The sequence below is a fragment of the Giesbergeria sinuosa genome (assembly GCF_042652905.1).
GTDB classification, from domain to species: Bacteria; Pseudomonadota; Gammaproteobacteria; order Burkholderiales; family Burkholderiaceae_C; genus Simplicispira; species Simplicispira sinuosa.
This window is the reverse complement of the sequence record NZ_JBHSHJ010000003.1, coordinates 171,652-185,274: the sequence shown is the minus strand read 5'-3', so window position 1 is coordinate 185,274 and position 13,623 is coordinate 171,652. Positions and strand designations below refer to the sequence as shown.

Sequence of the window (13,623 nt, the reverse complement as noted above, 5' to 3'; positions counted from 1 at the left end):
AGCGCAGGCAACTGGTGACCTCTGAGCCATTGTAGATGTTCTGCGCCTGCATTCGACACAGGCAGCCCTGCGCAACGGTGGGCCACACGGTTTGGGCATACCGTGGCGTTAGGTCAATTCCGCCAGCATTGAACAATTGCGGCCTTGGTGTTTGGCCCGGTAGAGCGCCCTGTCGGCACGTTGCAGCAGGGCATTGAATGAACCATCGCCCGGCATCAGCGAGGCAATACCAATACTGGTGGTGAATTTCACCATGGTGGTTCCATCGGTGTGCAGCACTTCTGACGATTGCACCAAATGACGCAGTTGCTCGGCGCGCGTCAAGGCCTCGGCAACGTCCGTTGCCGGGAGAATCACCGCAAACTCCTCGCCACCAAGGCGGCCACCCGTGTCTTGGTCGCGCAGGGTCGAGGCGATGAGCTGGGCCATGGTTTGAATGACACGGTCACCCGTGGCGTGACCCCATCGGTCGTTGACGGATTTGAATTTATCGATGTCCAGCATGAGCACCGAGAGTGCTTGGCCGTCATGGTTGGCATGGACAAACGCCTGATTGCCAATATCGATCAGGTGCCTGCGGTTGGCAATGCCCGTGAGTGCATCGGTGGTAGCCAAGACGCGCATCGCCTCCGCTTGGCGCACAGCCGCCAGATGCGCACGCAACGCCACCACACAGCACAGGGCCAGCACCACAAAACCAGCACTAAACTGCCATGCACGCCGTTGCCAGCCCGCCAGCACGCGCGTTTTGTCTAAACCCACGATGGCCACAAACGGAAACCGGGCCAACCGGCTCAGACCAAAGACACGTTCGCGCCCGTCAATGGGTGAGCTTGCAATGAAGGTGGCCGCATCGCCGATTTCGGCAAAACTGGGTTGGCCCGATGGCGATGAAGTGCGTCGACCCAATGATTGGGGCTGGAATGGGTTGCGTGCCAACAAGGTGCCATTGGTGTCCACAATCGTCAGGACGTCATGGTGATCAACGGCCAAGGCGGCAATCCATTGTTGGGCATATTCCAGATCAATCACAGCCATTGCAGCGCCCAGAAGGCGCCCCTCCGCTGAGCCAACGATGCGCGATATGAGAACCACCGGGCGCTGAGAGACCGATTTATCCTGCGGCATATACTGAATGCGCAGGCTTTGCCCCGGAGTGACGTGGCTTTCGGTACAAAAATTTTGCCGGCTCTTGGTGCCCCGAAACGGGTACATGGCTACCGCCACAAAAAGACAGTCGCCATTGAGCAATACCAGATCACTCAAACCCACCACGGTGGTGATTTTCTCTTTTAGCAGCGTATCGAGGCGCTGGCTGGTGCTGGTATCGGGGTGGGGGTAGGTTAAATCTTTGGCAAGATCGACCCTGCCAATCACATCGCGCAGCACATAGTCGGTGGCCAGAAAGGTGTCACCAAACGAGCGCCCCATGAGCTGGCTTTGTTGTACGGCCATTCTGGCCGCATCGGCCAAGATGCGCTGGCGCTCTCGCCAAAAGTCGGTCACCGGCCATGCTGCGATCAACACGAGTGCCAACAACAGCAAACCCGCTACATACAGTGGCCTTTGTGACAGCCGTACTTGAAGAGCGGGCGCCTGCATTTTGTCATTCAGCCCATTGATTTAGCGGTTTTTTTCGGCATCAGCACCATGCGATAGCCCTTTGGCCGGGGAGGCATTGGCTAGCACAGTGGGTGCCGTATCACCGAGGGGGGTTGCCAGTGGCAACCAGAAAGAGAACAGACAACCCGTTACTTCCGAGCCGTTGTAGAGGTTCTGTGCCTGCATCCGGCCTTGGTGCGATTCGACAATGCTGCGGCACAGGTTCAGGCCCATGCCCATGCCTTCTTGCTTGGTGGAAAAAAAGGCTTCAAATAGCCGGTCGCGGATTTCTTCAGCCAAGCCCTGTCCTGTGTCTTGCACAGCAAATTCCACTACAGCCTGCCCCTCTATCGTCTTGGGCACCACGCGCAGCTCTACACTGCGCCCCGATGCTGGGCGGTTGGCGTGGGCAATAGACTCGGCACTGTTTTTCATCAGGTTGATCAATACCTGCTCAATCAGAATGGCGTCAGCCATCACTGGCGGTAGGCGGGCGGCCACATGGTGCGTTAGGCGCACGTTATGGCGGCGCAGTTCAATGTCGGCCAACTCCACGGCCTCGGCCACCATTTTGGCCACATCGGCCAATTGGCGGTTGGGCTCACTCTTTTTGACGAAAGCCCGGATGCGTTGGATGATTTGGCCTGCGCGTTGGGCTTGGTGCGCCGTTTTCTCCAAGGCAGTGAGCAGGGCTTCTTCACTGAGCTGACCATTGCGCAGCCGTGAAATGCAGCCATTGCAATAGTTGCTGATAGCGGTCAGGGGCTGGTTGAGCTCATGGGCCACGCTAGAAGCCATTTCCCCCATAGTGATCAGGCGGCTGACCGATTGTGCCCGTTCGGTTTGGCGTGCAGCTTGCTCTTCAGCCAAACGGCGCGGGGTGATGTCGGTGGCAATCACCATCTGCGCCAATCGACCATCCACCCAACTCAGATAGCGTGAGCGCACCTCTAGCCATTTGCCCAATTCGGGCAGGTAGATTTCGGCGTTTTCGGTATGGGCACTGGTGACCGAATCGGTGGGCAGGCCCATCAGGCCATCTTCATCGTCGGCGCTGGTGGCTGTGGCTGTGGGCAGCACACCGGCCTGCGCTACCAATTGCAGGTGCCCCGCCGTATGAGAGCCAAACCACTGTCGATACAGCTTGTTGGCAAAAAGCAGTTCTTGGCTGCCCAATGGAGCCACGGAGACCGAGGCATCCAACGCTTCCAGCACAATGGTGAAGCGTTCATGTGAGGCGGTCAGTTGCTCACGAATGCGGTTGGGCTCGGTGATGTCGGTCATCGAGGTCATCCAGCCGGTTTGTTTGCCCACTGCATCAATCAGGGGCGAGACGTAGAGCCGGGCATCGAACAGCACGCCATTTTTGCGGCGCACGCGCACTTGAAAGCCCCCTGGCATGGTCTTGCCCGATAGCTCCTCTTGCAAATGGTGGTGCAGGTGTTCGTAATCGGATTCAGGCCAATAGGAGTAGGGGGGGATTTGTCCCACCAGCTCTTCTTCGCTCCAGCCGGTCATCTGACAAAACGCTGCGTTCACATAGGTGATCTGGCCGTGCATGTCTAAGGCACGCATTCCGGTCAATACGGAGTTTTCCATTGCCCGGCGGAAGTTGGTCTCGGCCACCAGCGCCAACTGTGTTTGCATACGCCGACGGGTGTGGTGCCAAGTAGCCAGCAGCATCCAGACAGTGATGGCGCTGAGGGTGACCACCAACCAAAATAAGCCACTGCCTACGACGCCCAACGAGGTGCGGTACGCCTGCGCCCGCAAGACCAGTCGGTCGCCCACTGGAGAAATGGGCACTTCGTAGGCGTTGGCGTCATGAACGCCCATGTTGCCCCAAGGCAGAGCGCGTGTGCGCGGGGCCAGCGGAGTTCCTGCCAACACCTGTGCATTTGCATCCAGAAAAGTGATGGCATAACGGGCCAGCACTTCAGTAGGTGTGCCGTAGCGCATCAGGCCATCGACGGAGTACTCGGCCAGCACGACACCATTGAAGCGCCCTTGCACATTCAGGGGCACTTGCAACTGCAGTAAGGGTACAGGCTGGCTGGCCTTGGCAGTTTGTTGGGCATACACGGGCTGCTGCTGCTCACGCACCAAATCAAAGGTTTGCGCGGTTTCATCGCCTTGCAGCACTTCGCCACGGCTGCGGATCAGCTCCCCCGGCAATGAAGGGGCTGGATGGCTGGCTTTGGTACGTCCATATTCATCTACCCAAGTGATGGCTTGCAGTTCTGGGTACTGATTGACCAAGGCCTCGGCCCGCTGACCAAAGGCTTCTTCGGCCAGATCTTGGTTGGATAAATCACGGGCAATGCGCATCACCTGCTCTTGGCGCTCTAGCAAGCGCAGACGCACTCGTTGCTGGGCGTATTCCACATCGCGGCGCAGCGCCTCATGTTCGCGTTCAGCCTCTTCGGTGCGCAAATACCAAAAGGCCGCCACGATGGCTGCCATGAACAACAACACCGCCGCCAACGGGGCCAGGGCCGCAAAACGGTCTTGGTGGTGGGGCGACAGGCCGCGCCACCAGTCATCGCACCGGCGCAGCAAAGCCGCCGTACGTTGGCGGGAGGCAGTGATAAAACTTGAAACCATAGCCTGCAAGTGCAGGGCGGCCCGGCTTGACTTTGGGGGGCTGACCGTGCGCCACAAAATGTGCAGTTGCAACAATTTTTTATATTGTGATATTAATGGTCATTATTTGAAATAATGCAAAAATGTGCGAAACTTGCCATGCAGCGTCCCTGCGCGCACATACTTTCTTTACGGTTTACCGATAGGAGACAAACCATGTCAGCACCGACCGATCCCCAGGCCTTGCACAACGGCCCCGACATCGACAGCCAAGAAACCCGCGAATGGCTCGATGCCCTGAGTGCGGTCATTGCCAAAGAAGGCCCAGAGCGCGCGCACTTCTTGATTGAGCAATTGCTCGAAGAAGCCCGTCAAAACAGCATCGACCTGCCGTTCTCCGCCAATACGGCTTACGTCAACACGATTGAGACCAACCAAGAGGCCCATTGCCCCGGCAACATCGAGATTGAGGAGCGTCTGCGCGCCTATATGCGCTGGAATGCCATGGCGATGGTGGTCAAGGCCAATCGGCACAACCCGGCAGACGGGGGGGATTTGGGTGGCCATATTGGCTCGTTTGCCTCGCTGGCGACCATGTTTGGCACGGGCTTCAACCACTTTTGGCAGGCCGAGAGCGAAAACCACGGCGGTGACTGCATTTATTTCCAAGGCCATGTCTCGCCCGGCATTTATGCCCGCGCCTACTTAGAAGGCCGCCTGACCGAAGAGCAACTGCTGCATTTCCGCCAAGAAGTCGATGGCGAGGGGTTGTCCAGCTACCCGCACCCCAAATTGATGCCCGGCTTTTGGCAATTTCCGACCGTGTCGATGGGCTTAGGCCCACTGATGGCGATTTACCAAGCCCGTTTTCTCAAATACTTGCACGCCCGTGGCATTGCCGATACCAGCAACCGCAAAGTCTGGGTGTTTTGCGGCGATGGCGAAATGGACGAACCCGAAAGCTTGGGTGCCATTGGCTTGGCCGCCCGCGAGGGCTTGGACAACCTGATTTTCGTCATCAACTGCAACCTGCAACGTTTGGATGGCCCGGTGCGTGGCAACGGCAAAATCGTGCAAGAGTTGGAGGGTGAATTCCGGGGCGCTGGTTGGAACGTGATCAAGCTGCTGTGGGGCAGCGACTGGGACCCGCTGCTGGCGCGCGACAAAGACGGTGCGCTGCGCAAGCTGATGATGGAGACGCTAGACGGCGACTACCAAGGCTTCAAAGCCTTTGATGGGGCGTATGTGCGCAAAAACTTCTTTGGCCGTGACCCGCGCACGCTCGAGATGGTGGCCCACATGAGCGACGATGACATCTGGAACCTGCGCCGGGGCGGCCACGACCCGCAAAAGGTGTTTGCCGCTTTTGACCGCGCCGTCAAGCACCAAGGCCAACCCACGGTGTTGCTGGTCAAAACCGTCAAGGGCTATGGCATGGGCAAAGCGGGCGAGGCCAAGAACACCGTCCACCAAACCAAAAAGCTGACTGACGAAGACATCAAATATATTCGCGACCGCTTTAACATTCCGGTGCCCGACAGCGAGTTGGCTAAAGTGCCGTTCTACAAACCGGCAGACGACACCCCAGAAATGCAGTACCTGCATGAGCGGCGCAAGGCGCTGGGCGGCTATTTGCCCCAACGCCGCCAAAAGGCCGAAGAGAGCTTTACGGTGCCCGCGCTAGAAACCTTCAAAGCGGTGCTAGAGCCTACCGCCGAAGGCCGTGAAATCTCTACCACCCAAGCCTATGTGCGCTTTTTGACCCAATTGCTGCGTGACCAAGCTTTGGGCCCGCGCGTGGTGCCGATTTTGGTGGATGAGGCCCGTACCTTTGGTATGGAAGGCTTGTTCCGCCAAATTGGTATTTACAACCCCTTGGGCCAGCAATACACCCCGGTCGATAAAGACCAAGTGATGTATTACAAAGAAGACAAGGCGGGGCAAATTCTGCAAGAAGGCATCAACGAAGCCGGTGGCATGAGCAGCTGGATTGCTGCCGCCACCAGCTACAGCACCAGCAACCGCATCATGGTGCCGTTTTATGTCTATTACTCCATGTTTGGCTTCCAGCGCATTGGCGACTTGGCTTGGGCTGCGGGTGATATGCAGGCGCGGGGCTTCTTGCTGGGCGGCACTTCGGGCCGCACCACGCTCAATGGCGAAGGTTTGCAACACGAAGACGGTCACAGCCATATCTTGGCAGGCACCATTCCCAACTGCATCAGCTACGACCCCACCTTTGCCCATGAAGTGGGCGTGATCTTGCACCACGGCCTCAAGCGCATGGTAGAAAAACAAGACAACGTCTTCTACTACCTGACGCTGCTGAACGAAAACTACGCCATGCCCGGCCTACAGCCCGGCACCGAAGAGCAAATCATCAAGGGGATGTATCTGAGCAAACCCGGCGCTCAAGGCGTGGCTGGCCCACGGGTGCAATTGCTCGGCTCGGGCACCATCTTGCGCGAATCGTTTGCCGCACAAGAACTGCTGGCGGTGGATTGGGGCGTGCAAGCCGATGTTTGGAGCTGCCCATCGTTTAACGAGTTGGCCCGCGACGGCCAAGATGCCGAACGCTTCAACCTGCTACACCCGCTAGAAACACCACGCCTGCCCTTTGTGGCACAGCAACTCAACACCAGCACCGGCCCCATCGTCGCTTCCACCGACTACATCAAGGCCTATGCCGAGCAAATCCGCGCCTTTATCCCGCAAGGCCGCAGCTACAAGGTGCTGGGCACCGATGGTTTTGGCCGTTCCGACTTCCGCAGCAAACTGCGTGAACACTTTGAAATCAACCGCCACTACATCGTCGTGGCGGCCCTGACCGCCTTGGCCGAACAAGGCGAGGTGCCACGCGAGCGCGTTGCCCAAGCCATTGCCAAGTACGGCATCAATGCCGACAAGGTCAATCCGCTGTACGCCTAAACCACCCCACCGGAGACAAACATGGCATTGGTAGAAATCAAAGTCCCCGATATTGGGGATTTCAGTGAAGTGGCAGTGATTGAGCTGTTGGTCAAACCCGGCGACCGCATTGCACCTGAGCAATCCTTGATCACCGTTGAGTCGGACAAGGCCTCGATGGAGATTCCCTCCAGCCACGCAGGCGTGGTGAAAGAGCTCAAAGTCGCCTTGGGCGACAAGGTGGCAGAAGGCAGCGTGGTGCTGCTGCTAGAAACCGCTGGCGAGGCTGCTGTGCCTGTGGCGGCAGCCCCGGCCCCTGTGGCGGCAGCACCTGTAGCTGCCCCAGTAGCGGCAGCGGCCCCAGTAGCGGCAGCGGCCCCTGCGGTGGCAGCGGCTGCTGGCCCAGTGGAAGTGCGTGTGCCCGACATTGGCGACTTTAAAGATGTGGCCGTGATTGAGGTGTTCGTCAAACCCGGCGATAGCATCAAGGTCGAGCAAAGCCTGATTACCGTAGAGTCAGACAAAGCCTCGATGGAGATTCCCTCCAGCCATGCTGGGGTGCTGAAAGAGCTGAAAGTCAAGGTGGGCGATAAGGTCAACATTGGCGATTTGTTGGCTGTTCTGGAAGGTGCAGCGGGTGCTGCGCCAGCTCCAGTGGCTGCCCCTGCCCCAACAGTAGCCGCTGCCCCAGTAGCTGCGGCAGCACCCACAGCAGCGGCCCAAGCCCATAACCCCACCGCCACCCCGGCACTGGGCTTGCCCCATGCCTCGCCCTCGGTGCGTAAGTTTGCCCGCGAGTTGGGCGTGCCGCTGGCCGAAGTCAAAGGCTCTGGCCCCAAAGGCCGTATCACCCAAGCCGATATCCAAGGCTTTACCAAGTCGGTCATGGCGGGGGCCATCCAAACCTTGGCCCAAGCGGCCAAAGCCCCTGCTGCATCAGGCAGTACGGGTGGTGGCTCTGAACTGGGCCTGATTCCTTGGCCCAAGGTGGACTTTGCCAAGTTTGGCCCGATTGAGCGCAAAGAACTCAGCCGCATCAAAAAAATCAGCGGTGCCAATCTGTTGCGCAACGCCATCATGATTCCGGCGGTCACCAACCATGACGATGCCGACATCACCGATTTGGAAGCCTTCCGTATCTCCACCAACAAAGAGAACGAAAAATCCGGCATCAAAGTGACGATGCTGGCCTTCATCATCAAGGCTTGCGTGGCTGCGCTGAAGAAGTTCCCCGAGTTCAACAGCAGCTTGGACGGCGATGCACTGATCTACAAGCAGTATTACCACATCGGTTTTGCTGCCGACACGCCCAATGGCTTGGTGGTGCCGGTGATTAAGGATGCCGACAAAAAAGGCATTTTCCAAATCAGCCAAGAAATGGGCGAGCTGGCGAAAAAAGCGCGCGATGGCAAACTTGGCCCGGCAGACATGAGTGGTGCCACCTTCACCATTTCTAGCTTGGGCGGCATTGGTGGCCGTTATTTCACCCCGATTATCAACGCCCCTGAGGTAGCGATTTTGGGTGTCTGCAAGAGCCAAATGGAGCCCGTTTGGGACGGCAAACAGTTTGTGCCGCGCCTGATGTTGCCCCTGTCTTTGACTTGGGACCATTGCGTGATTGACGGGGCGGCTGCGGCACGCTTTAACGTCTATCTGGGCCAAATCCTCAGCGACTTCCGTCGCGTGCTGCTGTAAGGAGGCCACGCTATGGCACTGATAGATATCAAAGTCCCAGACATTGGCGATTTTGCCGATGTGGCCGTGATTGAGTTGCTGGTCAAACCCGGTGACAACATCAAGGCAGAACAAAGCCTGATTACCGTTGAGAGCGACAAAGCCTCGATGGAGATTCCCTCCAGCCACGCTGGTGTAGTGAAAGAACTCAAAGTCGCTTTGGGCGACAAGGTGCGCGAAGGCAGTGTGGTATTGGTGCTAGAGGCCGCAGGCGATGCGGCTGCGCCAGCACCCGCTGCTGCTGCGACAGCCCCAGTAGCTGCTGCCCCCGTAGCAGCGGCACCAGCCGTCCCCACGGCCCCCGTACCGGGTGCGGTGCAATACACCGGCTCCGCCGATGTGGAGTGCGATGTGCTGGTGCTGGGTGGTGGCCCCGGTGGCTACTCGGCGGCCTTCCGCGCTGCCGACTTGGGCCTGAAGGTGGTGCTGGTAGAACGCTATGCCACCTTGGGTGGTGTCTGCCTGAATGTGGGTTGCATCCCGTCTAAAGCCCTGCTGCACGTAGCCGCCGTGATGGACGAAGTGGCCCACTTGGGGGATTTGGGTGTGGATTTTGGCGCACCCAGCGTCAACGTGGACAAACTGCGCGGCCACAAAGAAAAGGTGATTGCCAAACTGACCGGCGGCTTGGCGGCCATGGCCAAGATGCGCAAAGTGACCATCGTGCGTGGTCTGGGTCAGTTTGTCGGTTCGCACCACTTGGAAGTGCAAGAAACCACTGGCACAGGCCAAGCAACTACCGGCAGCAAAAAAGTGGTGGCCTTCCAAAAAGCCATCATCGCTGCCGGTTCGCAAGCGGTGCGCCTGCCCTTTATGCCCAATGACCCGCGCGTAGTGGATTCGACAGGTGCGCTGGCGCTGGCCGGTGTGCCGAAAAAAATGCTCATCGTTGGCGGTGGCATCATCGGGCTGGAAATGGGCACGGTCTATTCCACCTTGGGCGCACGCTTGGATGTGGTCGAAATGATGGACGGCCTGATGCAAGGGGCCGACCGCGATTTGGTCAAAATCTGGCAAAAGATGAATGCCAAGCGTTTTGACAACATCCTGCTGAAAACCAAAACGGTGGGCGCAGAAGCCACGCCCGAAGGCATCAAGGTGCAGTTTGAAGGCTTGGATGGCACCAAGTCCGAAGGCGTGTATGACTTGGTGCTGCAAGCGGTAGGCCGCACGCCCAATGGCAAGAAGCTGGCGGCGGACAAAGCTGGTGTGGCGGTAACGGAGCGCGGTTTTATCGATGTCGATATCCAAATGCGTACCAATGTGCCGCATATCTTTGCCATTGGCGACATCGTGGGCCAGCCTATGCTGGCGCACAAAGCCGTGCATGAAGCCCATGTGGCGGCAGAAGTCATTGCTGGGGAACTGCAAGGCAACAAGGAACTGGCGGCCAGCGCCTTCAATGCCCGCGTCATTCCTAGCGTGGCCTACACCGACCCCGAGGTGGCTTGGGTCGGCCTGACCGAAGACCAAGCCAAGGCGCAAGGCATCAAGGTGAAAAAGGGCTTGTTCCCTTGGACAGCCTCGGGCCGCGCCATTGCCAATGGCCGCGACGAAGGCGTGACCAAGCTGTTGTTTGACGATTCACCCGAGGCGCACGGCCACGGCAGAATCTTGGGCGGTGGCATGGTGGGCACCCATGCGGGCGACATGATTGGCGAGATTGCCTTGGCGATTGAAATGGGTGCCGATGCAGTAGACATTGGCAAAACCATCCACCCACACCCCACGCTGGGCGAGAGCATTGGCATGGCGGCAGAGGTGGCGCACGGCTCTTGCACCGATTTGCCACCCAGCAAAAAGTGAGGCTGCTTGCCAGCCACTGACAAGGTGGGTGCCCCAGTGGCTGGCTGCGCATGTCCTAGGAGGATTGCGCAGCCTTTTCCATTACCGACGGAAGTCGCCACATCGCCACCAGAGTGATGATTGAAACCATTGCATTGGGCAGCACCACCGTCCATGTCGTCCGAAAACACATCAAACATGTGTATTTGCGTGTTGGCCCACCCAGCGGACAAGTGCAAATTTCTGCGCCAAAACACATGGCACAGGACACCCTTCGGGCATTCGCCTTGGCTAAGTGGCCGTGGATTCAGGCCCAGCAGCGCAAAATGGAGGCGCAACCGCGTCCAGCCCCCCACCAATTTATCGACGGTGAGAGCCATGTGCTGTGGGGCCAGCACCATCGATTGACCGTGTTTGAGTGCGACACGGTGCCCCGTATGGAGGGTCAACACCCGCAGATGGTGCTTTATGTGCGTCCTGGCACATCTGTCCAGCAGCGGGCGGCATTGTTAGAGGGGTGGTATCGAGAGCAAGTCCGTGCAGCAGTGTTGCCCCTGCTCAAGAAATGGGAACCCTTGATGGGCGTAAAGTCTTCAAGCGTGTTGGTGCAGCGCATGAAAACCCGGTGGGGCAGTTGCACCCCGAGCAAAAAATCTATTCGCTTGAATACCGCTTTGGCCGAAAAACCGCCGCAGTGTCTGGAGTACGTGGTAGTGCATGAACTGGCCCACCTGATTGAACCCAGCCACAACGCCCGGTTTGTGTCGGTGATGGATGCCTTCATGCCCCAGTGGCGGTCGTGGCGGGCCATGTTGAACCATGTGCCAACCCCATAACAGAATGGGGGAAAATCAAAGCTGCATACAGCGCCTTCTTCTTGAACCATTCAAAGACACTATGAAACGCATCCTACCCGCCATGACCGCCCTGACCTTGGCCTTGGGAGGATATGCCTCTGCGTTCGCCCAGACCACAGCCCATGCAACCGCTTGGAATGGGGTGCCGTTTGCTGGGCCTACCGCACCAGAGTCGCCCTCCACATTGCCAGATACGCCGGTAGAACGCTGGCGACAGATACCGTACAGCACCACACAAGACGCAGGCTATCAGATTAGCCTCGCAAGCCGAGAGGCAGCGCGGCTTTTCTATCGCACCGTTTTTGCTTCTTCCAACAATGTGGCCAGTGGCTGGAGTGGCGATTTGTCTACCTGTACGGCAGGTGACACCCACAGTGACTATAAGGCGGCGACACTGCGCCGTATCAACTGGTTCCGAGCGATGGCTGGCGTGCCCGCCAGCATTGGACTGGACAGCACTTACAACCGCAAGGCACAACAAACGGCACTGATGATGTCGGCCCAAGGCGCACTGAGCCACTATCCAGACAGTGCTTGGGCCTGCTACACCGCCGAAGGTGCAGAAGGTGCCCGTAACTCCAATTTGTCGCTGGGCCAGGCCGGGGCTGATTCGGTGGCTAACGGCTACATCCGCGATCAGGGCAGCAACAACGCTCCTGTGGGGCATCGGCGCTGGCTCTTGTACCCACAGACCAAGATCATGGGGGTGGGGGATGTGACCCCCAGCGCGGCCAACACCTTGTCGGCCAATGCCGTTTGGGTGTTTGATGGCAACTCAGGAGCTACCCGCCCTACTGTGCGCGACGACTTTGTGGCTTGGCCCCCTGCGGGCTTTGTGCCTTACACCACGGTGTATCCCCGCTGGTCATTGGCCTATCCGGGGGCGGATTTCTCTGGGGCCAGTGTCAGCATGACCGAAAATGGTCGCGCTTTGGCCACCCGCCTAGAAACTTTGCAAAACGGCTATGGTGAGCCTACCTTGGTCTGGCTGCCTGGCACTTATACCGATGGCAGTAGTTGGAGCCGCCCGAGTGCCGATACGGTCTATCAAGTCACGGTGAGCAATGTCCGTGTGGGCGGCCAGACACGCAGTTTCAGTTACAGCGTCACGGTGTTTGATCCTGATGTGCCGGGCACAGACACCCCCAACCTACAACCCACCGGAGCCACCACGCTGGTTGCCGGGCAAACCGGCAGTTACCAATTTACAGGCAGCAACGCGGCCACTGAGTTCCAATGGCGTGCCATTACATTGGCACCCTATGCGCTGGACGAAGGGGCAGAAGGCAGTACCACCGCCTTTGTTGCCAACACCAGCACCGGCTACAGCCCGATTGCTACCGATATCTCGGCCAGCGGGGGGCGCTCCTTCCATTTGGCACACACCACTGGCACCGACCAGACGTTGCAACTCCAGTCGGCCTTTGTGCCAAGCGGCAGTGCCACACTCAGCTTTGCTAGCCGTTTGGGCTTGTCCAGCGCCAACCAAGTGGCGCTGGTGGAAGTCTCTACCGATGAGGGCAGCAACTGGCAGGAAATTTATCGCCAAGCTGGGCAACAAAGCGGCACCACCTCTAATTTTGGTGAATCCAGCTTTAACAGCAAATCGGTTTCGCTGGCGGCCTTTGCTGATCAGTCGGTGCTGTTGCGCTTGCGTTATGCCTATGTCGGTGGTTCTTTCTATCCCCAATCCAGCCGGGGCATTGGTTGGTACATTGATGACATTCGCCTGTCTGGGGTAGAGGCCATCGCCTCGGCCAGTACGCCCGCACCAGCGGCCAGCACGTCGGGCTTTAACTTCACAGCCTCTGGCGGTTCACAGGTGCTATTGCAAGTGCGCCCTGGCATGTATGGCTACTACGATGGCTGGAGCAAGGCCTTGCGTGTGGCGGTGGCTGGTACGGTCAGCTCCACAGACTGTTTGTTCAATTGGGCGGAGCGTATGGTGACCGATCTGTTGTGGCCATCGGCCAGCACCCAGACCACAGGCCGCCCCCCCTTCAGTGCCTACCGCTACTACACCGGCACCCAATCCTATTTGGGGGTGTCGGCACTGGATCAGCATGTGTATTTTCAGCAAGGTACACAGTCGCTTGACTTGGGCTTGGAGTCTTTTTGGGTTGGTGAAGCGGGTTGTCGTTAAGTGGCTGGCTTG

At 58.4% G+C, this 13,623-nt stretch carries 7 protein-coding genes; 5 read left to right on the top strand and 2 right to left on the bottom strand.

From position 1 onward, the window contains the following. Window positions 1–108 precede the first annotated feature (108 nt). A complete protein-coding gene (locus tag ACFO6X_RS05500; RefSeq protein WP_382430866.1) occupies window positions 109–1,602 on the bottom strand; it encodes a sensor domain-containing diguanylate cyclase in 1,494 nt (497 codons plus the stop codon). A gap of 21 nt (window positions 1,603–1,623) precedes the next feature. Next, window positions 1,624–4,206, bottom strand: coding sequence for a PAS domain S-box protein (locus tag ACFO6X_RS05495; protein WP_382430864.1), 2,583 nt, complete (start codon window positions 4,204–4,206; stop codon window positions 1,624–1,626). 195 nt (window positions 4,207–4,401) lie between these two features. Between ACFO6X_RS05495 and aceE the strand changes: the two genes are divergently transcribed. The 5 genes from aceE to ACFO6X_RS05470 all read left to right on the top strand — a co-directional run bounded on the left by aceE (window position 4,402) and on the right by ACFO6X_RS05470 (window position 13,611). Continuing rightward, a complete protein-coding gene (gene aceE, locus ACFO6X_RS05490; RefSeq protein WP_382430862.1) occupies window positions 4,402–7,113 on the top strand; it encodes a pyruvate dehydrogenase (acetyl-transferring), homodimeric type in 2,712 nt (903 codons plus the stop codon). A 21-nt stretch (window positions 7,114–7,134) separates the two neighbouring features. Next, on the top strand, window positions 7,135–8,787 hold the full coding sequence (gene aceF, locus ACFO6X_RS05485) for a dihydrolipoyllysine-residue acetyltransferase (RefSeq protein ID WP_382430860.1): 1,653 nt from the start codon (window positions 7,135–7,137) through the stop codon (window positions 8,785–8,787). Between the two features lie 12 nt (window positions 8,788–8,799). Then, on the top strand, window positions 8,800–10,632 hold the full coding sequence (gene lpdA, locus ACFO6X_RS05480; RefSeq protein ID WP_382430858.1) for a dihydrolipoyl dehydrogenase: 1,833 nt from the start codon (window positions 8,800–8,802) through the stop codon (window positions 10,630–10,632). Between the two features lie 116 nt (window positions 10,633–10,748). Further along, window positions 10,749–11,447 carry a M48 family metallopeptidase gene (locus tag ACFO6X_RS05475; protein WP_382430856.1) on the top strand — a complete coding sequence of 233 codons (699 nt, stop codon included), beginning with the start codon at window positions 10,749–10,751 and terminating at the stop codon, window positions 11,445–11,447. 61 nt (window positions 11,448–11,508) lie between these two features. Next, complete coding sequence (locus tag ACFO6X_RS05470; RefSeq protein ID WP_382430854.1) at window positions 11,509–13,611, top strand: CAP domain-containing protein; 2,103 nt, start codon at window positions 11,509–11,511, stop codon at window positions 13,609–13,611. The last annotated feature ends 12 nt before the right edge of the window (window positions 13,612–13,623 follow it).

Bases quoted from the DNA above. Each gene is read 5' to 3' on its own strand.
- aceF (WP_382430860.1), top strand. From the start codon at position 7,135: ATGGCATTGGTAGAAATCAAAGTCCCCGATATTGGGGATTTCAGTGAA.
- ACFO6X_RS05495 (WP_382430864.1), bottom strand. From the start codon at position 4,206: ATGGTTTCAAGTTTTATCACTGCCTCCCGCCAACGTACGGCGGCTTTG.
- lpdA (WP_382430858.1), top strand. From the start codon at position 8,800: ATGGCACTGATAGATATCAAAGTCCCAGACATTGGCGATTTTGCCGAT.
- aceE (WP_382430862.1), top strand. From the start codon at position 4,402: ATGTCAGCACCGACCGATCCCCAGGCCTTGCACAACGGCCCCGACATC.
- ACFO6X_RS05470 (WP_382430854.1), top strand. From the start codon at position 11,509: ATGAAACGCATCCTACCCGCCATGACCGCCCTGACCTTGGCCTTGGGA.
- ACFO6X_RS05500 (WP_382430866.1), bottom strand. From the start codon at position 1,602: ATGCAGGCGCCCGCTCTTCAAGTACGGCTGTCACAAAGGCCACTGTAT.
- ACFO6X_RS05475 (WP_382430856.1), top strand. From the start codon at position 10,749: ATGATTGAAACCATTGCATTGGGCAGCACCACCGTCCATGTCGTCCGA.